20 protein-coding genes are annotated in these 21,001 nt (G+C 61.5%); 13 read left to right on the forward strand and 7 right to left on the reverse strand.

Going from position 1 to position 21,001, the window contains the following annotated elements; all coding sequences use genetic code 11:
* Complete coding sequence (locus HMPREF3135_RS09020) at positions 1–999, forward strand: LLM class oxidoreductase (protein WP_070439256.1); 999 nt, start codon at positions 1–3, stop codon at positions 997–999.
* Here HMPREF3135_RS09020 and HMPREF3135_RS09025 read toward each other — a convergent pair.
* Positions 983–2,020: an aldo/keto reductase gene (locus tag HMPREF3135_RS09025; protein ID WP_070439259.1), complete on the reverse strand. Its 1,038-nt coding sequence runs from the start codon at positions 2,018–2,020 to the stop codon at positions 983–985. The two genes, HMPREF3135_RS09020 and HMPREF3135_RS09025, sit on opposite strands and share 17 nt — an antisense overlap.
* 145 nt (positions 2,021–2,165) lie before the next feature.
* Between HMPREF3135_RS09025 and HMPREF3135_RS09030 the strand changes: the two genes are divergently transcribed.
* From HMPREF3135_RS09030 to HMPREF3135_RS09040, 3 genes are all read left to right on the forward strand, one after another.
* Positions 2,166–3,494, forward strand: a complete 1,329-nt coding sequence (locus HMPREF3135_RS09030) for a PepSY-associated TM helix domain-containing protein (RefSeq protein ID WP_070439262.1) — start codon at positions 2,166–2,168, stop codon at positions 3,492–3,494.
* A gap of 79 nt (positions 3,495–3,573) precedes the next feature.
* Complete coding sequence (locus HMPREF3135_RS09035) at positions 3,574–3,978, forward strand: hypothetical protein (protein WP_049172567.1); 405 nt, start codon at positions 3,574–3,576, stop codon at positions 3,976–3,978.
* A 108-nt stretch (positions 3,979–4,086) separates the two neighbouring features.
* Positions 4,087–4,422 carry a YciI family protein gene (locus HMPREF3135_RS09040; RefSeq protein ID WP_049189837.1) on the forward strand — a complete coding sequence of 112 codons (336 nt, stop codon included), beginning with the start codon at positions 4,087–4,089 and terminating at the stop codon, positions 4,420–4,422.
* Position 4,423: 1 nt separating this feature from the next.
* Here the strand turns inward: HMPREF3135_RS09040 and HMPREF3135_RS09045 are convergent, their stop codons facing one another.
* A complete protein-coding gene (locus HMPREF3135_RS09045) occupies positions 4,424–5,275 on the reverse strand; it encodes an SDR family NAD(P)-dependent oxidoreductase (protein WP_070429086.1) in 852 nt (283 codons plus the stop codon).
* Entirely contained in the window at positions 5,272–6,489 is a 1,218-nt protein-coding gene (locus HMPREF3135_RS09050; protein ID WP_070429087.1) for a saccharopine dehydrogenase family protein, read from the reverse strand. Before HMPREF3135_RS09050 ends, HMPREF3135_RS09045 begins: the two co-directional genes overlap by 4 nt.
* 106 nt (positions 6,490–6,595) lie before the next feature.
* Here HMPREF3135_RS09050 and HMPREF3135_RS09055 point away from each other — a divergent pair, with 106 nt between their 5' ends.
* Both HMPREF3135_RS09055 and HMPREF3135_RS09060 read left to right on the forward strand, forming a co-directional pair.
* Entirely contained in the window at positions 6,596–7,804 is a 1,209-nt protein-coding gene (locus tag HMPREF3135_RS09055) for an MFS transporter (RefSeq protein WP_070429088.1), read from the forward strand.
* Positions 7,805–8,004: 200 nt separating this feature from the next.
* Positions 8,005–9,219 carry a Fic family protein gene (locus HMPREF3135_RS09060; protein ID WP_070439268.1) on the forward strand — a complete coding sequence of 405 codons (1,215 nt, stop codon included), beginning with the start codon at positions 8,005–8,007 and terminating at the stop codon, positions 9,217–9,219.
* 14 nt (positions 9,220–9,233) lie between these two features.
* Here the strand turns inward: HMPREF3135_RS09060 and HMPREF3135_RS09065 are convergent, their stop codons facing one another.
* Entirely contained in the window at positions 9,234–9,620 is a 387-nt protein-coding gene (locus tag HMPREF3135_RS09065) for a Rieske (2Fe-2S) protein (RefSeq protein WP_049172555.1), read from the reverse strand.
* 30 nt (positions 9,621–9,650) lie between these two features.
* Positions 9,651–10,373 carry a YggS family pyridoxal phosphate-dependent enzyme gene (locus tag HMPREF3135_RS09070; RefSeq protein ID WP_070429089.1) on the reverse strand — a complete coding sequence of 241 codons (723 nt, stop codon included), beginning with the start codon at positions 10,371–10,373 and terminating at the stop codon, positions 9,651–9,653.
* 84 nt (positions 10,374–10,457) lie between these two features.
* On the opposite strand from HMPREF3135_RS09070, the gene HMPREF3135_RS09075 reads away from it, so the two are divergent.
* On the forward strand, positions 10,458–11,624 hold the full coding sequence (locus tag HMPREF3135_RS09075; protein ID WP_246815081.1) for a glycosyltransferase 87 family protein: 1,167 nt from the start codon (positions 10,458–10,460) through the stop codon (positions 11,622–11,624).
* A 12-nt stretch (positions 11,625–11,636) separates the two neighbouring features.
* On the opposite strand, the gene HMPREF3135_RS09080 is transcribed toward HMPREF3135_RS09075, so the two are convergent.
* The gene (locus HMPREF3135_RS09080) at positions 11,637–14,054 is read right to left on the reverse strand and encodes an ATP-dependent RNA helicase (RefSeq protein WP_070429091.1); all 2,418 of its coding nucleotides are present in this window, start codon (positions 14,052–14,054) and stop codon (positions 11,637–11,639) included.
* A 43-nt stretch (positions 14,055–14,097) separates the two neighbouring features.
* Here HMPREF3135_RS09080 and HMPREF3135_RS09085 point away from each other — a divergent pair, with 43 nt between their 5' ends.
* The 4 genes from HMPREF3135_RS09085 (at position 14,098) to HMPREF3135_RS09100 (ending at position 17,227) form a co-directional block, all read left to right on the forward strand.
* Positions 14,098–14,991: a cation diffusion facilitator family transporter gene (locus tag HMPREF3135_RS09085; RefSeq protein ID WP_070439271.1), complete on the forward strand. Its 894-nt coding sequence runs from the start codon at positions 14,098–14,100 to the stop codon at positions 14,989–14,991.
* 109 nt (positions 14,992–15,100) lie between these two features.
* Positions 15,101–16,048: an alpha/beta hydrolase family protein gene (locus HMPREF3135_RS09090; protein ID WP_049189819.1), complete on the forward strand. Its 948-nt coding sequence runs from the start codon at positions 15,101–15,103 to the stop codon at positions 16,046–16,048.
* A 12-nt stretch (positions 16,049–16,060) separates the two neighbouring features.
* Positions 16,061–16,561 (forward strand): methylated-DNA--[protein]-cysteine S-methyltransferase, encoded by a 501-nt coding sequence (locus HMPREF3135_RS09095; protein ID WP_070429093.1) that lies wholly within the window; start codon positions 16,061–16,063, stop codon positions 16,559–16,561.
* 3 nt (positions 16,562–16,564) lie between these two features.
* A complete protein-coding gene (locus tag HMPREF3135_RS09100; RefSeq protein ID WP_049172542.1) occupies positions 16,565–17,227 on the forward strand; it encodes a nitroreductase family protein in 663 nt (220 codons plus the stop codon).
* 11 nt (positions 17,228–17,238) lie between these two features.
* Here the strand turns inward: HMPREF3135_RS09100 and HMPREF3135_RS09105 are convergent, their stop codons facing one another.
* Positions 17,239–19,299, reverse strand: coding sequence for an oxidoreductase (locus tag HMPREF3135_RS09105; RefSeq protein ID WP_070429094.1), 2,061 nt, complete (start codon positions 19,297–19,299; stop codon positions 17,239–17,241).
* Positions 19,300–19,482: 183 nt separating this feature from the next.
* Between HMPREF3135_RS09105 and HMPREF3135_RS09110 the strand changes: the two genes are divergently transcribed.
* The gene (locus HMPREF3135_RS09110; RefSeq protein ID WP_049193380.1) at positions 19,483–20,244 is read left to right on the forward strand and encodes an SDR family oxidoreductase; all 762 of its coding nucleotides are present in this window, start codon (positions 19,483–19,485) and stop codon (positions 20,242–20,244) included.
* A gap of 24 nt (positions 20,245–20,268) precedes the next feature.
* Positions 20,269–21,000 carry an SDR family oxidoreductase gene (locus HMPREF3135_RS09115; protein WP_016421787.1) on the forward strand — a complete coding sequence of 244 codons (732 nt, stop codon included), beginning with the start codon at positions 20,269–20,271 and terminating at the stop codon, positions 20,998–21,000.
* Position 21,001: the final 1 nt, after the last annotated feature.

Here is a 21,001-nt window from a genome sequence, read left to right on the forward strand (position 1 = left end):
ATGAACTCGCTGTTTGATCTTTCGGACAAGCCTATCGACGAACTACCCGGTTACCAGCGCACATTCGCGCCGGGCCGACTCACGGTAGGGCTGAGTCTGCCCATCGAGCAGGACGCCGAAGCCGAGCCCAGGGACGCGCTGAGCAACCAGATTCGGCTGATTCAGAAAGTCGAACGCGCAGGCATCGCGGCGGTCTGGGCACGCGACATCCCGCTGCGCGTGGAAACATTTGGCGACGTCGGCCAGGTCTACGACCCCTGGATGTACCTCAGCTACATCGCCGCACACACCACCGATATCGCGCTCGGCACCGGTGCAGTCGTCGTGCCCTTCCAGCATCCGCTGGTGATGGCCAAGCGCGCTGCCACACTGGACAGGCTTTCCGACGGCCGTTTCCTCTTTGGCGTTGCCACCGGTGACCGACCCGAGGAGTTCCCCGCCTTTAACCAGGACAAAGGCAAGCGCGGTGAGCGCTTCCGCGAGCATATCGAGGTCTATGAAAAGGCCCTCAGTACTAGCTACCGGCCCATCCGCTGGTCCGAGGGCAAGATGGGCGGATCCGATGTGGTGCCCAAGCCACTGGCACGCCGAGTTCCGCTGTTGGCCACTGGCTCCTGTCAGCAGAGCCTGGAGTGGAAGGCCGCGCATACCGACGGGTGGTTCATGTACCACAAAGGCCTGGAGATGCAGAAGAAAAACATCGCCAACTGGCAGGAGGCGGTGGCCCAGGAGGGCGGTGAGGGCGTGTTCAAGCCCTTCTTGGAATCACTGTGGATTGACCTGCATGAAGACCCCGACGCGCCCGCGCAGGGCGGCCACTTCGGGTACCGCCTTGGCCGCAACAAGCTAATTGAGCTGCTGCAATCGCAGCGACAGCTCGGGATCAACCACGTCAGCATCAACTTTCGTACCTCGAAGCGGGATGCGGAAGAGCAGATTGATGAGCTGATTGAGTATGTGCTGCCGGCGCTCGATGAGCTCCCTACACAGACTCCGTAGCGCCCTGCCACTGATTGATCCCGCGGTCAACGGCCCACTTGTCGATCTCCGCGAGTTCTTCATCGCTAAACGGCGCAGCCTCCAAGGCGCCGAGGCTGTTCTTCAGCTGCTCCACCGACGATGCGCCGATCAGGGCGGAGGTCACTTCGTCACGGCGGAGCACCCACGAGATGGCCATCTGTGCCAGGGACTGGCCTCGTCGTGAAGCAATGGCGTTGAGCTCGCGGATGGCGGTGAGCGTGTCGTCGTTGAGGAACCCCGAGTTCATCTTGTGCGCCCCGAGACGCGAGGATTCCGGCACGCCATCCAAGTAGCGGTCGGTGAGAAGCCCCTGCGCAAGCGCGGAAAAGGCGATGACACCCATGCCTTCGTCGGCGCAGGTTGCCAGCAGCTCGTCCTCGATCCAGCGGTTGAACATGGAGTAGCTCGGCTGGTGAATGGTCAGCGGTGTGCCCAGCTCACGGGCGATTTTCTGCGCGCGGCGAGTGAGCTCGGGGGAGTAGGAGCTCACGCCGACGTAGAGCGCGCGACCCGACCGGACGAGGAAGTCGAGGGCGGCGACGGTTTCCTCGATAGGCGTATCCGGGTCGGGGCGGTGGTGGTAGAAAATGTCCACATAATCCAGCCCCATGCGCTTCAGCGAGGCATCGCAACTGGCCACGAGGTACTTCCGCGAGCCGCCGAAACCGTAGGGGCCATCCTGCATGTACCAACCGGCCTTGGAGGAAATGATCATTTCATCGCGGTAAGGAGCGAAATCCTTGGCCATGATGCGACCGAAGTTCGCCTCCGCAGAGCCCTGCGGTGGGCCGTAATTGTTGGCGAGGTCGAAGTGTGTGACGCCGTGGTCGAACGCGGTGCGCAGAATCTCGCGCTGCGTCTCGAGCGGCCGGTCATCACCAAAGTTATGCCAAAGTCCCAGCGTAATGGCTGGAAGCTTCAGCCCCGTGCTGCCGGAGCGGTTGTACGGCATCGTCTCATAGCGGTTGTCATCGGCGTGGTACACGTCTGGATAAGCCATGTCTACGAGGGTACGCGTGCTTAACGACGGGTAGTTGTGCACAAGGTGGCCGACAACGAGGTGCGTGGCCGAATGGCTACCCCTGGAAGTAATAAAAGTGAGCTTGCTGGGGAACAACTGAGGCAATTCGTCCGACTAATAAGGCATGACTTCAATAGCCACAGGCGATGCCGCTGGAACGCCAGCCGCAAACCCCGTCGCACAGACTCAGAAAAATGGTGGGCCACGAGCATTACTGCACCGAATCCATGTCGTTGCAGGCATCCTCGTTGCGCCACTACTTGTTATTGCAGCTATCACAGGCGTGGCGTATGCCCTCGCCCCGAGCATAGAAAAGGTGATTTACCACGAAGAACTAACTGCAACATCGAGCCTTCCCGCACAACCACTGGAAAAGCAGGTTGAGGTCGCGCAGCGCGTGCCCCCGAACCTGCCGGTAACCGCGGTGCAGGTCCCGGAAAAGCCGGGGCAGACAACGCGAGTCATGTTCAATGACGAGCAGCTGAAGTCGGAGTCCTACCGACATGCGGTGTTTGTCGACCCAGGTGACCTGAGCATCAAGGGTGACCTGGTGCAATACGGTTCCTCGGCGGCGCTGCCACTGCGGGCCTGGATTTCGGAAGGGCACCGCAGGCTCTGGATTGATAGCAACTTTGGTCGTCTCTACTCCGAGACGGCAGCATCCTGGATGGGCGCACTGGCTATCGGTGGCCTCTGGCTCTGGTGGGACCGTTCGCGTCGCAAGCGGACACAGGGAACAAGTAAGAGGGCGCATCATATGCGTCGTCACGCGAATGTTGGCGTGGCGGTTAGCGTTGGACTTCTGTTCCTGACCGTCACCGGCCTGACGTGGTCGTGGGTGGCTGGAACGGGCATCGCAAAGCTGCGCGAGACGATGGACTGGTACGCACCGAAACCAGCCATGACTGCGACTGCACCAGCGAATTATGACTGGTCAGAGGCAGATAGTGTTATGAACCTCGCACGTGCCGAGGGCCTGTCCGGGAAAGTCGAACTGACACCACCGGAGGCTGGCACGGTGTGGATGGCCAAGGAAGCCCGCGAGGAATGGCGGATGGGCATTGAGACCGTCACCGTTGACGGCTCGACCGGAGCGATGGTCGATCGGATTCACTTCGCGGATTGGCCGCTGCCGGCGAAGCTGACCGAATGGCTGATTAACGCGCACATGGGCATCCTGTTCGGTTGGGTGAATCAGCTGGTCCTGGCACTGATCGGTGTCGCTTTGTTGGCGATGATTGTGCGCGGGTACGCCATGTGGTTTGGGCGCGGTCGAGGTGGCCGCCCGGGCAGGCTCCCGGCGCCGACGCGTTGGCGGGACATTCGCCCGGGTGTTGCAGCAGCTGTTGTGGCGCTGTTGATTGCCTACTCGGTGGTTTCACCACGGTTTGGTGTGACGCTTGTTGGCTTCGTGATTGTTGATTGGGTCTGGCGGAAGCTGCGGAGAGGTTAGTGTAGGTTCTGTCGCCTTCGGGTTCCCTGTACCTAACGGCGTGGTAAGACCCATGAAAAACACTCAGGAGGGTAAACGCATGACAAGGTATTGGGACCACAGCGGCAGTATCTACAAAGACGACGGTCAGGAAGACTGGTGCGACCCCATCACCGAGCAGCAGGCACTCGCTGAGATCACCGAGCAGCAGGAACAGCATAACGAAAGGGTGAAGAGCAAAATCAAGGAACTGCGCGCGAGAATGAAATCGGTCGGTGCGCAGACCAGGCAAGCCACCGAACAGCCGTACCCAACCTTTACTGAGCAATCCGCCGCATACCGTGAGGGCGCGCAGGCCTACAACGAGGGCAAATCTTGGCGCGATAACCCGCATGCCCCCGAGTCAGGTCTAGCCGCCCCGTGGCGCATGGGCTTCAATACCCGCAAGCAGCAGGTAGCGGAGATCAGGGCACAGCGAGCCGCCGCTGCGCGGCAGGAAAACTAGGCCCTGGCCGCAAAAACGCTCAGCCAAAGCTCTAAAATTCCCACAAATTCCCGGTTTCAGCCCCGCGCAATCTGTTACACTTAGCAAAACGAAACCCAGGAGCTTGGTGTGCAGTACTTTTTCACGGTCCATGGCCGCAGAGATATCAACGCGTATGACTCTGATGAGGAAATGCACGCTGCCTTTGAACGGATTGGACGCTTCAATCAGAAGCTCCAGGACGAAGGCCACTGGGTTATGTCCGGCGGGCTGGTACCGCCGGAGGATGCCATGACGGTGCTGCCGGATGGTTCACATAGCGATTTGCCGTACTACAACGCGATGACGTTCCCGTCAGCTTTTTGGATTGTCCAAGTCGCAGACGAGCAAGAGGCCATCAACCTAGCCCACGAAGCCGCGGAGGCGTGTGCACAGGCCGTTGAAATGCGCGCCGTCGCCGATTAACTCACCGCAGCCCGTGCACCCGGCGCATGATGGTCAACACCGCTTGCGTCGGGATTCGCCGCATGAAGGGCACTGCAACGCTTGCCGACGACCCCCGCGCCACCAGAGCCAAAGGTCGCTCGGCAGATACCTCGCGCATAACCACCTCAGCAATCTCCGAAGCGGGAATGCCATCTTCCTCATTGGCGTTCAACTTCGTCAGCATGCGGTGGACATCAGCAGCGTAAACGGAGCCCTCATCGCCATACGTCGTCCGACGTGTAGAAATCCCCGTGTTGATGGCACCCGGTTCGACAACCGTCACCCCAATACCGAACTGCGCGACTTCACCGCGCAACGAAAGCCCAAAGCCGCGGATAGCGGCCTTCGTCGCCACATAGGAAGAACGGTAGGACAGCGGCAACCCGCCGAGCATCGAGCCAACCAGCACAATTCGGCCACGACCGGCCTCGCGCATGCCAGGCAGCAGCTGCTGTAACAGCTCCACCTGCCCCAGAACATTGACTTGGAAGAGACGCTCAAGCGCCTCGCGGGGTAGCTCCTCGAAAGCGCCCGACTGGCTCTCACCGGCGTTGGCGACGACGACGTCGTAAGGCCCGTGGGCGACCACAGCAGCGATGTCGTCGGCGCTGGACATGTCGAGTGCCACCATCTGCACGCCCTCGGGGTGCGGCGCCTCGGCGCCCCTGCGGGACGTGCCAACGACCTCGAAACCGTCCTTGACCAGTGCCTCCGCGCATGCCCAACCGATGCCGGAGGAAGCGCCGGTCACTAACGCACGGCCGCCACCTACACTCGGCAGTTTCGGTCCGCGGGTGAGATTCGCAAAAGCACCGGTCAGGCCATCAGTCATCGAGCCTGCACCGCCTCAATGGTCATGCCGCCCGCGCGGAGACGGCGGGATAGGGCGTCGCCAAGCGCGACAGTGGGAGTGAGCACGCCGGTAGCGTCCGGCAGATCGTCGTGGACGAGTGCAAGGGCGGCGCTGGAAATCATGATCGCGGTGCCTGCGTACCCCGGGTCTTCCTCGAGCGACACCTTGGAACGCCAGTGAATACCGGAGGTATCGACGGTGTAGGCCTCGATGGTGAAGCGTCCCTCGGCCTGTTCTTCAGCGCTTGGGCCCTCGCCCGGCTTCGGCAGCTTCTTATCAATGAGCTTGGCCGTCGGCCCGAACGCCATCGCCGCCAGCGCCAACCTGCAGACAGCCGCGAAAATATTTGCGCGCACGAAAGCCTTCGGACCACGGCCGACATTGAGTAGCTCACGGTAGCGGAAGGAATCGCCGTAATCCGCCAGCATCGCCGAGCGCTGAACAATGCGGGTGTTGAACGGCGACATGAAGAAGGGTGCTCGCCAATGGCGGCGGAAGCGCGCCGGGCGCAGGTCGACGCCGAACTTACCCTGGTCGGGACCCGGCTCAGCCAGGGCGTACTGATCCGCGATGATGCGACGCAGCTTGGGGTCCTTCTTGGCCTGTGCTAGCTGGACACGGACCGAATCGATAGTGCCGCCGGAGACCCCGCCCTTGACGTGCTTGAACAACAGGGTTGTCTCACCGAGCTTGGTGTGGGCCGCCTCGTGGAGCTCGCGGACAGCGACGTCGGAAGGAATCGAGTCGAAGCCGCAGGAGTGGACAATCTTCGCTCCGGTCTGCTGCGCCACCTCGTGGTTATTCGCAATGGAGTCGTGGACGAACAGCACCTCGCCACAAAGGTCGACGTAGTGAGTACCGGCCTTGGCGCACTCGGCCACCAGGGTGCGACCGTACTTCGCATACGGCCCCACAACGGTCAGCACCACCTTTGTACTGGCCGCAAGCTCAGCCACCGCCGGCTGGTCGGCAGCATCCGCAACAATGACCGGCCAGTCCGATACGCCTGCGTTCTCCGCGACGTCGGCAAGCTTCTGGGCGTTCCTGCCTGCAAGCGCCACCTTCGTCTGACCGGCGTGTTTAGCCAGATAGTCCACAATCAAACGGCCCACGAAACCCGTGGCACCGTAGACGACGATGTCGTACTCGCGGTCGTGATTGCGACTCTGTGGCTGTGCGGAAGAAGTAGTCATGCCTACGAAACTAATAAAACGAAAGCGATACCGCGGGCGAATTAAAAAGGTTTTCTGAATCCGTGTATTCAGCGAGGGGTTTGGAGGGAGGGCTAACCTAGGACAAGTGACTAGCGCTAACGAAAACCCCGAACAGATCGAAGGACTACGGCCAGAAGATCCCGGATTCCGTCGCGCGCTTATCGCTGTGCTTTTCGCCGGCCTGGCATCGTTCCAAGCGCTCTATGCAACGCAGGCGCTACTGCCCACGCTTTCCGACGAGCTATCGGTCGACCCCGCCACCGCGGCGCTGACGGTATCCGCCACCACCGGTGGCTTGGCCTGTGCGATTATCCCGGTGTCCATCTTGTCGGAGCGCTTTGGACGCAGGCGCGTCATCGTCATCAGCGCATTTGTGGCAACGCTACTGGGGCTCGTGGTGTCAATCGCGCCGGGCATCGGTTCGATGATTGCGCTGCGCCTGTTGCAGGGCATTGTCATTGCCGGTGTGCCCGCAGTGGCTATGGCGTATGTCAGTGAGGAAGTCCACGCCGACCACGTCAGTCGCGTGATGGGGCTGTATATCTCGGGCACGACGGTCGGTGGCCTGCTCGGCCGTATCATTCCGTCCATTGTGCTGGAGTTCGCCTCCTGGCGGGTGGCGATTGCGGTCTCGGCGACGGTGGCGTTCATCTTCGCCATTCTGACCTGGTACTTCCTGCCGCAACAGCGCAGGTTTAAGCCGAAGAAACTGTCGTTTGCAGGGGAGGGGCAGGCCATTGCGCGACACTTGCGCGACCCGCGCATCCTGGCGCTGTGCGCCCTGGCGTTCCTGTTTATGGGAGCGTTTGTCTCCCTGTACAACTACCTGGGCTTCCGACTGGGCGATAAGTTCGGGCTCTCCCCGGCACTGGCAGGGTTCGTATTTATTCTCTACCTGTCGGGCACATGGTCGTCGGCACGCGCGGGTGTGTGGGCGAAGACGGTGAGCCGCCGTCGGCTCATCGCCATTGCGACTCTGGCCGCGTGCTTGGGCCTGGGGCTGGCGCTGCTACCGTGGCTGCCCGCGCTGATTGTGGGCGTGCTCGTGTTCACGGCCTCGTTCTTCGTGGCGCACTCGCTGTCCTCGTCCGGCGTGGGGCTGGTGGCACAGCGCGACCGCGCCGAGGCATCATCGATGTACCTGTTCAGCTACTACGCGGGTTCGTCCATTGTCGGTTGGGTATCCGGCATGGTGTTCAGTCGCTTCGAGTGGGCAGGACTGATTCCATGGCTGGTGGCGCTGTCCTTCATCGCAGGTGCGTGTGCTGTGGCGGGGTTGAAGCCGCGGCGCTAAGGGTAACGCGGTAGGGGGAAAATCGCCAGCAAGGTACATTTAGACACCAAGAAACGAACCCTTAATGTAAAAAACGGTGATTTTTTACATTAAGGGTTCGTTTTTAGGGCACTATATGTAGAAAGCATCATGTAAAAAGCATTGGAAACAGAAGGGGGAGACTCGCCGTGAAGCACTATCTGCTTAAGAGGATCTTCCACATGTCTGCACACGATGCGGAACAGGCAGTGGAGCGCGAGTATCAGTCACGCAAAGACTCCCCGTCGACGATTCAGTGGCACTTTCCGCTGGGGCAGTGGCCACTCTTTTGCTGCATTACAAGCGATCTCGCAGCCAAGGTTGAAAAGATTCTGTCTCTAGAGCTGCAGATTTCACAGTTGTGGAATCGCCTGCCGGGTGCAGCGCGGACTCACTATCTCTTCAATCTGCTCCTGGCCGAGGTGGTAGCCACCAATGAGATTGAGGGGATCCACTCCACACGGCGAGAAGTCGCCGAGGCGTTGGACAACACTTCGGGAACCCAGCACAAGCGCTTTCATGAGTTCAGTCAGCTCTATTTCCGGCTGGCAAACGATGAGCGGATTGAGTTTCCGACAACGCTCACAGGGATCCGGCAGCAATACGATCAACTTCTCGGCGATGAAATTGGCGCCGAGGATGAGTTAGACGGTGAACTCTTTAGAGCATCAACGGTCACAATTACCGATGGGCAGCGACAGATTCATCGCGGTGTTGAAAGTGAAGCTGCCATTCACCAACTTCTCAATGAGTTCCTGGAAACGGTGAATTCCTCAGAGGACAATCGGCTTATTCGAATTCTGGCAAGCCATTTCATGTTCGAGTTCGTTCACCCGTTTTATGACGGCAATGGTCGGATGGGGCGTTTTCTGCTGTCAGTGGCTTTGCGGGAGACACTCTCACCTGCCACAGCGCTGACTATTTCTCGCCAACTTGCTGAGGATAAAGCGAAGTATTACAAGGCTTTTACCACTACGGAAGACCCAATGAACCGGGGCGAAGTCACGTTCTTCGTCGAGGTGATGGCTGATGTCATTCTGAATGCTCAGCAATATTTGCTGGAAGAGCTGCAGATGAAGTCCCACCAGTGCGAGAAGCTTGAACAGCGGGTAGCTGAGCTAACCAACTCGCCCGAGCAGGCACTGTCCGTGTCGCTGACAGACAACGAAATCGGGACGCTGTTTGTCCTGGCACAGGCTCGGTTGTTCGGACCTGATTATGGAATCAAGCTCGAACACGTCGCCGACACCATCGGCAAGGAGAAGCGGACAGCGCGAAAGTATCTCGCCGAGTTAGAGGCTCAAGGACTGGCAACGCCGACGAGCCGCCGCCCGCTGCGATTCCAGCTGGCGCCGGCTGGCGTAGACCTTCTAGGCCTTGAACCTACCGAACACTAATCTGCTTCCGGAACCTACTTCTGGCCCACAATCAGCTCAGTGCCTTCGGCTGAAAGCGATGCCTGACCAGCGGGCTTACGCGAGGGGCCAGAAACAACCTCACCAGTAGCAATATCAAAGTGTGAGTTGTGGTTCGGGCAAATCATCACACCATTGCTGACCTCAGTGATACGACCATTCTGGTGCGGGCAGGAGCTGGAGAAAGCGGCGAACTTGCCTTCCTCCGGCTGCGTGACGACGTAATTGCCAATCACCACACCGCCGCCAACCGGAATGTCGGCAGCGTCAACCTTTTCCACCGCAGACTTTGGTGCACAAGCGGCTACGAGTGCGCCAGCTGCAGTGGCGGCAGTTCCCAGGAGGAAACGACGACGGGAGCACGGGGAGACATCAGAACTCATGGCACTGAGATTACCTTCATTTGATTACCTTTATTTCTGATAGGAGCGCTCACCGAAGATGGCGCGTCCCACACGCACGGTGGTCGCCCCTTCGGCGATGGCTTCGCGGTAGTCGCCGGACATACCCATTGACAGTTCGTCGAGGCTGACACCCTCCGGTAAATCCCCGAGCAGACTGTCCCGCAGCTCCCGCAGCTCCGCGAAGGTCTCGCGCACATTCGGATCATTCTGGGCCGCGATGGTCATAAACCCGCGCAGACGCAGGTTCGGGTACTCGCCATCGGGTCCAAACATGCGGACAAACTCCGCCGCGTGGCTTGGTGCCAGCCCCGACTTCTGCGGCTCGCGGGAGGCGTTGACCTGAATCAGCACATCGAGCGTGCGCTCGGAATCGGCCAAGCGACGCTGCAGTGCTCCGGCCACCTTCGGGCGGTCCAGAGCCTGAAACTCATCGGCACAGCTGACCAAGTGGCCGGCCTTATTCGTCTGCAGTGGACCAATGATGGCCATATGCGGTGCCTTGTCGCCGAAGGCCTCCCGGAATGCCTCCGCCTTGGCCACCGCTTCCTGGACGCGGTTTTCCGCCAGGCCAGCGCAGCCGGCTGCTGCGAGCTCCGGCCAGGATTCCACCAGGGCGTCGACAGGCACAGTCTTGCTGACGGGCAGCAGGCGGACCTCGGAGGGCTGGCGCCCAGCTCGTCGGCAAGCGTCGTCGATCTCGGAGCGAACCTTGCGATAGTTTTCCACGAACATACCTCCCACTCTAAGGCCTGAGTAGGAAGAACTGTGCGGTAGTGTCGAATCATGCTCATGGACAGACTCTCGACGCTTTCCGTCATGCAGAGACGGATCTTGGCAATTGTATTTGGGCTGGTGTCGCTGGTCGTTGTCATCGACTTCATCTATCTTGCGGCAACTGCCTACATGATGGACCTCGAGGTCTTCCAAGACGCCGGCTGGGCGCTACGACGAGACCAGGATCTCTACTCACCAGAGTTTCCCACCAGATCGGGTTTCCGCTTCATCTACCCACCCTTTGCAGCGCTGCTGTTTTACCCGCTGACCTGGGCGGGGCCGGTCACCCTGCAAATCATCTGGACGTTCGCCACGCTGGCGGCGGTGTGGGCGATGCTGTGGATGGTCTTCACTCGTCTCGGCTCTGAGCGTCCGAAGCTGATGGCTACCTGCCTGCTCGGGGTGGTGATGCTGCTCGACCCGCTGCGCGCCAACGTGCTCTTCGGGCAGATCAACGTCTTCCTCGCGCTGCTGGTGGTCTCCGATGTGCTGGGCTTTTTGCCCAAGAAGCTGCGTGGATTGGGCGTGGGTATCGCGGCGGGTATCAAGATCACCCCCGCGGCATATGCGCTGGTGTTCCTCATGCGCCGTGACTTTGCGGCCGTGGCCAAGAGCTTCTGCTGGTTCCTGGTGACCGTCGCCATTGGTTTCGCCGTGCGCTTTAAAGAGTCCATCTACTTCTGGACCGATGAGTTCTTCGCCGGCAACCGCGGTGGCGCCCCGGCTTACGAGGCCAACCAGGCGTTCAGTGGTCTGCTCGCCCGTGCCGGGGTGGAGGGCACTGCGCTCGATATTGGCATCTACGGTTTCTTCCTCTTTGGTGCCATCGCCGCTGCTTTCGTGGCGTGGATCTACCACCGCAATGGCTATGAGGTCGCAGCCCTCGGTTTCGTCGCGCTGGCGGTCAGCTTTGCTGGACCGTACGCGGTCAGCCACCACTGGTCGATTGTCATGGTCTTTGTGCCGCTGGTGCTCTTCGTCCGCGAGATCGGGAACATCGTTGTCGGCACCTTGTTCATGATCGCCCACTGGTGGGCGCCGTACAAGGTCTTCGTGGGCAACGACTTCGGTCACGCCGCGGGCGTGGGGCAGTGGTTCTACGGCAACATGCAGGGAATCATGGGCGGCGTGCTCTTCTTCACCTGCCTGGGCTACGCAATCTACCTCTGGTACAAACCCAGTCGCGTGCGGGCGCAGGCAGTTGCTTAACGACGAGCCTGCTTAACGACGGCGCTTCGTTCTCGCAGTAGCCTGCTCCTCCCACGGGTTCTCCGGCCACGGGTGCTTGGGGTAACGGCCCCGCATCTCGGAGCGAACCTGTGCGTAGGCGCCATTCCAGAAACTTTCCAAGTCTCCAGTGACCGCGAGTGGTCGCTGAGCCGGTGACAGTAAGTGCATTGTCACCGGCTTTTCCAATACCTGCGGGGTCTCCGCCAGGCCGAAGCACTCCTGCAACTTCACGGCGAGCACAATCTTTGCCTCAGGGTTCGTGGGGTCCTCCGGGTACTCCAGGCGAATCTTCGAACCGGAGGGGACCTCCAGGCGTTCGGGCACCAGCCGGTCGAAGTCCGTGGCCTCCGGCCAGGGCAGCAGGCGGCGGAGGTGCTCGGCATCTAGCTTGGGAGGGGTCGGGCGGTCCAGCTCGCCAGCAAAGAGGAGCTCGGCCTGGGCCGCGAGCCCTGCGGGGGAGACATCCGGCCATGGGGCACCGCGATGAGTGTGGAGAAAGGCCATGCGGCGGCGGAGTTGTTCGGTGTCGCGGTCGAGGTTGGGGGCGGCGTCGGCAAGCGCGTCGGCAAGCCAGGCGGAGTTGGCAGCAATGCACTGCTCAGGTGTTGGGGAGACCTGGCGGGAGGACAGCTCGATGGCGCCGAGCAGGTCACGCTCGCGGGCGCGAACGCGGCCCTGTTCGACGCGCGCCGTGGTCTCCGTGCGGGCGAGGTGGCCGGCGGCGAGCATGGCGATTTCCAGGTCGATCGCCTCGCCGTCGCGAATCAGTGCGCGGCCGTGTGAGAGCCGCGAGATGTCGGCGGCCGCGATCCATTCGTGGCCGTGTAGGTCAGAACCGCGGGCGAGTTCCGCTGCGGTGCCGCCGGTGAAAAGGTACTCGTCGGAATTCGCACTGCGCCGTCGCCCGATGAAATCCGGCCACGCCAGGGCCGTGACCAGCGCGGGGATGTCCGAGGGCAGCAGGTTGGCGGGGGCTTCAGTATCCAGCTCAATGCGGCGCACCTGCTTGGCCAAGCCGCGGGCATCGGTGAGTTTCTCCACCGCGCGTGCGACCGCGTCGGCGTGCTGCGGCATCATGGCCGTGGCGGTCAGCAGCGCGCGTCCCATGCGCGGATGCACCGGCAGGGTAGCCAGGGTGCGGCCGAGTTCCGTGATGTCACCGGCCTCATCAACAGCGCCCAGGCCAGCGAGAATGCGGTTTGCAGCCTCGGCGTGGTGGGGTGGTGGGGCGTCGAGAAGCTTCAGTCCCTGCATCCCCGGCGTGCCCCACGCGGCGGCGTCGAGGAGCGCCTGGGTCAGGTCGGCGACCTCGATTTCCGGCGCGGGCCAGGCGGGAAAGGACGCGAATTCCGACTGGGAGACGCAGCGCACCACGATGCCCGGGCCCTCACGTCCCGCTCGGCCAGCGCGCTGGTTCGCGGAGGACTGCGCACACGAGCTGGTGACCAGGCCGGAGAAGCCACGCGCAATGTCGAGTCGCGGTCCGCGCGCGAGGCAGGCGTCGACAACGGCGCGCACGCCCGGCACAGTCACGGATGATTCCGCAATCGCGGTGGACACAATTACGCGTCTACCATCCGCTTGCCGACGGAACACGCGGTCCTGCTCCTCGGAGCTCTGCTGGCCGTGCAGCGTCAGCACCGCCACCTCCGAGGAATCCGCGATATAGCCTGCGCAGCGTTCCACCTCGCGGATGCCAGGGAGGAAAACCAGCACATCACCGGCGGCTTCTTCCGCGAGTGTGCTGGCCTGGGCGGCAACGTGCTGCAGGAAGTCGTCGGTCACACCGCGTGCATTCAGCCGCTGCGGAAAGGGCGCGTAGCGGATGTCCAGAGGAAAGATCTCCGCCTCCGCCGCCACAATGGGAGCCGGGGTGGAGCCGCCGAGCAAGGCCGCGAACTTCGGTGCGTCCACCGTTGCCGACATAGCGACAAGGCGCAGGTCATCGCGGATATCCCGCAAGTCGCGCACCATTGCCAACACCAGGTCGGTGTCCAAGCCGCGCTCGTGTACCTCATCGATGAGCACCGCGCTGGCATCCACGTCGCCGTCGCGCAGCAGTCGGCGCAGCAGCACACCGGGAGTGACAAACTCCACGCGGGTGGCGCGGGAAACTTTTGCGTCGCCACGCACCGAGTAGCCAACTTCCTCACCGAGCTTGGTGCCCGACAACTGCGCCAACCGCCGCGCTGCCGAGCGCACCGCCACACGCCGGGGAGCCGTGACCACAATGCGGCCGCCCAGGGTGTTGGCTACTGCCGGCGGAACCAAAGTGGTCTTGCCGGTGCCCGGTGGGGCCTGGACTACTACGTCGTGGTCGCGCACGGCGTCGGCAAGCGAGGCGAGTTGCGACGCGAACGGCAGGCCTGCAGAAATGTTCTGCAAATTGAACTGGAAATCGGTGCTCATAGAACTGGTAGTAACTCCGGAAAGGCGGGTAAAGTGCCCGCATATGCAGGACTTATCTCGTTTTGGTTGGCTTTCAGTGGGGGCGGCGGTCGTCACCATCGCGCTGAAGTTTTGGGGCTACACTCTGACCGGATCGGTGGGCCTGCTTTCCGACGCGACGGAGTCGATTGTCAATCTGGTTGCGGCAGTTGTCGCAATTATTGTGCTCAAGGTTATCGCGCGGCCCGCGGACCGTGATCATGAGTTCGGCCATTCCAAGGCAGAGTACTTCTCGGCCGGGCTGGAAGGTGCCATGATCTTCGTGGCGGCGGCGGCCATTATTTATGTCTCCATCGAGCGGTTGGTGAACCCGCAGCCGATTGAGCAGATTGGCCAGGGCCTCGTCGTGACCGTAATTGCCTCGGTGATCAATGGTGCGGTGGCGCTGATTCTGCTTAAGGCCGGGCGCCAGCACAACTCCCTGGCGCTGACCGCCGACGGCAAGCATCTGATGACCGACGTGTGGACCTCCGCCGGAGTGCTCGTAGGTGTGGCGCTGGTGTGGGTTACCGGCCTGTGGTGGCTCGACCCGATTATCGCGCTGGCCGGGGCCGTAAACATCCTGGTCACCGGCTACAAGCTGCTGCGCGATTCCGGTAACGGCCTGATGGACAAGGCCATGGAGGGCGACGACCGCGTGGCGGTGGATGAGATTTTGGCCTCGCACCGTGACCGGAGTCGTGGCATCGACGTCCACGAAATCCGCACTCGCGAGTCGGGGCATCAGAAGTTCATTGAGTTCCATGTGCTGGTGCCGGGCGCGTGGAGCGTGGAGCGCGGTCACGATGTGCTTACCGCGATGGAAGATGAGCTGCGGGAGCGTTTCCCAGGTGTGCATATCTCCTCGCATCTGGAGCCAATTGAGGACGAACGCGCCTATGGGGATGTGCAGTTGTAACGCGTGTGAGGCAAATTCCACGAAAGCGCTGAAAGTGATGAGCCTTACACTTTAAGATTGTGTATACAAAATCATGCACTGTTTAAGTCCACTCGAAGGAACTGCATAAATGACCTCCGAAGCCTCAACCACTTCCACTGGGGATAGCCGTTTTTCCGCGAAGAGCCCGAAGTTGCCGGAGCCGTGCCCTCGGCAGGACATCATTATTCCGGCTAATGACCGCGTCCTGCTGCGCGGAACCATGTTCCGCCCGAAGGAGAACCCAGAGAACATTCCCAACGGCATCATCACCGTTCACTCCGGTACCGGTGTGCCGCAGGGTTTCTACCACCGTTTCGCTGAGACCGTGGCAGAAAAGGGCTACGGCGTTATCACCTATGATTACCGCGGAATTGGCCAGTCCGCTCTGAAGACTGACCAGAACAACGAAGACATCCGGATGTCGGACTGGATCACCAAGGATATTCCGGGTGTGATCGAGTGGGCCAAGGAGACCTACCCGGACGTACCGCACTTCGCTGTCGGCCACGCGGTTGGCGGTCACGGCATCGTCTACGCCGGCTCCGAGGGCACCTATGACGCAGCGGCGTTGGTCAACTGCCGCGGTATGCGTATTTCCAAGGTGCCGTCCGTGGCGGGCAAGGTCCGCGCATTCTTCATCTTCAATATTCTCGGCCCGATTAGCGGTTTCATTACCGGCCACATTCCGGCGTCGGCGTGGCGTCTGGCTGTTGAGCCGCCGAATGGTGTCATGCGTCAGTGGGCTCGCTGGGCTCGCAAGGAAGGCTACTTCTTCGACGATTCCGAGTTCGACTTCGCTAACCGCTTCTCCAAGGCTCCGCAGCCGTTCCTGTCCATCCGCGTTCCGGATGATTACTGGACTGAGGAGTCCTCGGCAGACCTGATCACCAATGTGATGAGCTCTGCTGAAAAGATTGAAAAGCGCCAGGCTCAGCCGGCTGGCGGCAAGGGCGTGGGCTACGGTGGTTACTTCCGCTCCGGTCACGAGAAGGAGTGGGACGAGCTGCTGGCCTGGTTCCAGGCCAACAAGGGCTAAGTAGGAGGTTTTATGGCGATTTCCCAGGTAGAAACGCCTTTCGGCGTGCTTGGAATCGCCACCTCCGCTCGCGGGGTCGTCGAAGTCAATCTCTTAGGCCCCGTGCTTGACGACGACCCCAGCGCCGCCGACCCCGAAGCGCAAGCGGTGGCGGAACAGGCAGCGCGGCAGTTCCGCGAGTACTTTGCCGGGCAGCGCCGTGAGTTTGCGCTGCCGCTGGACTGCGACATATTCACCCAGGATTCTTTCCGCGCCCGTGCGCTGACCGCACTGCGCGATGTGCCGTATGGCCAGGTCGTAACTTACGGTGAGCTCGCTGAAATGGCCGGATCACCCCGTGCCGCCAGAGCTGCCGGCTCGGCCTGTGCCACCAATCCGCTGGGCATTCTGATTCCCTGTCACCGCGTGGTGCCCGCCAGTGGGGGAGCGGGGTCTTTCGGATCCTATGCCGGCGGCCGCGAAATGAAGCGCTGGCTGCTCGAACTCGAAGGTTGGCAAACAGTTATTCTTTAATGCATGACTTCGCATTCTCCGCGCGACCAGTTCGCCACCGAATTTGAGAACATCATCCGCAACCGCCGTGCCACGCGCGTCTATGCTGACGAACCGCTTGACGACGCTGACGTGCGCCGCCTCCTGGAGCTATCTCTGGAAGCTCCCAGCGCCTTTAACATTCAGTCTCGGGCTATCGTGCGCATCGAGGACCCTGAGGTGCGCCAGCAGGTAGTGGAAGCTGCCGGTGGTCAGAAGCAGGTTGCCAATGCGCCGCTGCTGCTCGCCTTCATTGGTGAGCCGACCGGCTGGAAGCGCGGTATTCCACGCCTGGTTGAGGCCAACAAGGCGACTGGCCTGTGGGACGAAGTTGCCGCTGCCGAGCGGGAAGCCTCGATGACCTCCTTCCATAAGGTCCGCGAGGAAAAGGGTCTCTCCCGCGAGTTCGCAATCCGCGACGCCATGATTGCCGCTTCTTTCGCTATGGTCACTGCCAGCGCCTTTGGTTGGGCTAGCTCCCCGATGACGGGCTTTAGTGAGCAGAAGGTCAAGGAAGCTATCGGTGCCGGTGACACCGATGTGGCGGTAGCGCTGTTGCTGGCCATCGGTGTCCCGGGTGAGTTCCCGGCTCACCCGGGCCGTTTCGAGTTCGAGCAGCGCGCCTACACCGACCGCTACGAGGCGTAGCAGCCCTAGCCCTACAGCGCGAGCGCTACCTCGACGGCCTGGCGGATGGCACGCTTAGCGTCCAGCTCAGCGGCCACGTCCGCGCCACCGATGATGGTGACATTGGAGTTATCGCCGGTGACGCTCTCGCGATCCTTGCCGCCCAGGCAGTCCAGATTGGATACCTGACCAGTACAGACAATCACGTTGTCAACTGCGATGACCTGTGGCTTTTCATCGATGGTGATGTGTAGGCCCTCGTCATCGATACGGTTGTAGGTGACGCCGGTGTACTGCTTGACACCGGCCTTCTTGATCTCCGCACGGTGAACCCAACCAGTGGTCTTGCCCAGGCCCTTACCGATGCGGGAGGTCTTGCGCTGCAGCAGGTGCACCTCGCGCTCAACCTCAAACTCCTCAGCTGCGCCAGAGACCGTGCCCGGCTTGGTCAGACCCGCGCGGAACTCCGCAGGGTCACCGACGCCCCAGGCGTCCTTCCAGGCTTCGATGGTCTGGTTCGGCTTGCGAGTGAGGTATTCACACACGTCCACACCGATACCGCCAGCACCGATGACGGCCACCTTGTTGCCGGCCTGCTTCGCACCCGAGAGCAGCTCGTCGTAACGAATGACCTTCTCGTGGTCGATACCGTCAATGCCCGGGATGCGCGGGGTGACACCCGTGGCCACAATCACGTGGTCAAACTTGGTCTTGAGCTCGTCGACGTCGGCACGCGTGCTCAGGTGAACTGGAACTTCGAGTACCTCCAGACGGCGGGAGAAGTACTTCAGCGTCTCGCCGTAGTCCTCCTTGCCCGGAATCTTTGCGGCGAGGTTGAACTGGCCACCAATCTGGTCGGCGGCCTCGAAAATCTCCGGGTGGTGGCCGCGCTGAGCTGCGGCTTCCGCGAAAGCGAGTCCAGCCACACCAGCGCCGATGACGGCGACGTGCTTGGCCTTGTCCTTCGACACCGGCACGGATACCAACTCGGTTTCGTAAGCAGCCTTCGGGTTGACCAAACAGGTGGAGCGCTTGGCCGCGAAGGTGTGGTCCAAGCAGGCCTGGTTACAGGCGATGCAGGTGTTGATCTGGTCAGCTCGACCATCGCCCGCCTTGATGGCGAAGTCCGGGTCAGCCAGCAGTGGGCGGGCCATGGAAATCAGGTCCGCATCGCCGTCAGCGAGGATCTTCTCCGCAATCTCGGGACGATTGATTCGGTTGGAGGCTGCCACCGGGACGTCGACAAGCGAACGGAGACGACCAGTCAGATCCGTGAATGCGGCGCGCGGCACGGACGTAACGATGGTGGGGACGCGTGCTTCGTGCCAGCCGATACCGGTGTTGAAGACATCGACGCCAGCCTCGACCAGACGCTGCGCGAGTTCAGTGGTCTCGGACCAGGTCTGGCCGTCTTCCACCAGGTCAAGCAGCGAAATGCGGTACTGCAGCAGGAAGTCCTCGCCCACCTCGGCGCGAATGCGACGGACAATTTCGATGGGCAGGCGCATGCGAGCCTCGGCGCTGCCACCCCAGTTGTCCGAGCGGTGGTTGGTGCGCTCGGCCAGGAACTGGTTGAGCAGGTAACCCTCGGAACCCATAACCTCGATGCCGTCGTAACCGGCACGTTTCGCGAGCTTCGCGGCGCGGACGTAGGCGCCAATGGTGCGCGAGACATCAAAGCCGGTGAGGCGGTGAGCCTTAAACGGGCTAATCGGCGACTGACCGGTATTGGCGGAGCGAGCCAGCGGGCTGTAGCTGTAACGACCGGCGTGCAGCACCTGCAGCACGATGTGGCTGCCGTGGGAGTGCACGAGGTCAGTAACGCGGCGGTGATTGTCCGCCATGCGCTTCGACGCCATCATCGAACCGGCCGGAGTCAGCCAACCTTCGATGTTGGGAGCATAACCGCCGGTGACGATGAGCCCCACGCCACCTTCGGCGCGTCGACCAAGGTAGGCAGCCAGCTTGGGGATATCACGGGTGCGATCTTCCAGGCCGGAGTGCATTGAGCCCATGATGATGCGATTGCGCAGAGTTAGAGGACCGACGTCGAGAGGGGAGAGAAGATGTGGGAAGTGAGGCTGGTCAGACATGCAACCAGTATCGCGGTTTTAGCGGCTGTGTATGAGGTGAATCGGAAAAATTCCGGCACAGTTTTATATACGTTTCACGTGGAACATCAGGTGTAAAGCACGCGCAGTCTTCGGCGCAGGAGGGTGTCGTATGACTACAGTCGGGAATATTAGTAGACGCATGTAGCAAGGAGTTGAGCCCCCATGACCTCTGAAACTTCAACTAATGGCAAGAAAGTAGCTGTAGTTACCGGTGCTTCTTCCGGTATTGGTGCAGCCACTGCCAAGCAGTTCGCAGCTGAAGGTTTCCGCGTTGTGCTGGGAGCCCGCCGCGAGGACAAGCTGGAGGCTGTCGCGGAGGAGATTCGCGCTGCCGGTGGTGAAGCGACGGTCTACAAGGTTGACGTCACCTCTGACGCCGATGTGGCGGCGCTGGCTAAGGCCGAACCGCGCGTCGACGTGCTGGTTAACAACGCCGGTGGCGCCTGGGGCATGGAATCGGTTGAAGGCGCTGTCGAGGAAAAGTGGCGCTGGATGTACGAGGTCAACGTGCTGGGCACCCTGCGCGTCACCCGCGCGCTGCTGCCCGCATTGAAGTCCACTAGCGGCATTGTGCTCACCGTCGGCTCGATTGCCGGCCGTCAGGTCTACACCGGCGGCGCCGGTTACAACGCAGCCAAGCACGCTGAGCGCGCGCTGGTGGAAGTCCTGCGTCAAGAGGTTGCTGCCGATGGCGTGCGCGTCACCGAAATCGATCCGGGGCGCGTCCACACCGACTTCTCACTCGTGCGTTTCGACGGCGACGAGACCAAGGCCGCAGCGGTCTACGATGGCGTTGAGTCGCTGACCGCCGATGATGTTGCCGACATCATTGTGTTCGCGGCCACCCGTCCGAAGCGCGTCAACATTGACTTCCTGCAGGTGACCCCCATCGACCAGGTGGGCGGCGCGAAGCCGAAGAAGTAAACCGACTACATAGAGGAGCCGTACATGAGCATCGATATTGCCGCTGACACCAAGATTGCCCTGGTCACGGGTGCAAGCCGTGGTATTGGCCTGGCGGTCGCCAAGGATCTCTCCCGTGACCACCATGTCATTGTGGGCGCTACCAGTGCTGAGTCTGCCGAGAAGGTGGCGTCGCAGTTGCCGTCGGCAAGCGTATTCGTTGCTGATCTGGGTGATACCGACGCCGTAAACGCGGAAGTGGCAAAGCTGTTGGAGGCGCTCGGTGGGCGCGGGCTGGATGTGCTCGTGCACTCGGCGGGCGTGTACGTCGATGGGGACGTGGCGGAGGTTTCGCGTGCGGACTGGTCGCGAATTATGGACATCAACGTCGTCGCCGTCGCCGACCTGACACGCCAGCTGCTGCCAGCGCTGCGCAAGGCGGAGGGCACGCTGGTAACCATCAACTCGGGCTCGGGATTCCGCGCTTCAGCTGGTACTTCACCGTATGCAGCGTCGAAGTTCGCGCTGCGGGCCTTCACCGATGCGCTGCGCGAGGAAGAGCGGGGCGCGGTACGAGTCAGCTCCGTGCACCCTGGGCGCGTCGATACCGATATGCAGGTTCAGCTGCAGTCGAATTGGCACCGCGATGATGCGGATTGGCGTTACGACGGAACGAAGTTCATGCGGCCTGAATCGATCGCAGCCGCAGTACGTCTGGCCGTTGATACCGGAGCGGATGCCAACGTGGATGAAATCCAGGTGCGCCCGCGCGGATAGC

Source organism: Corynebacterium sp. HMSC14H10, from assembly GCF_001807105.1.
Classification (GTDB): domain Bacteria; phylum Actinomycetota; class Actinomycetes; order Mycobacteriales; family Mycobacteriaceae; genus Corynebacterium; species Corynebacterium jeikeium_D.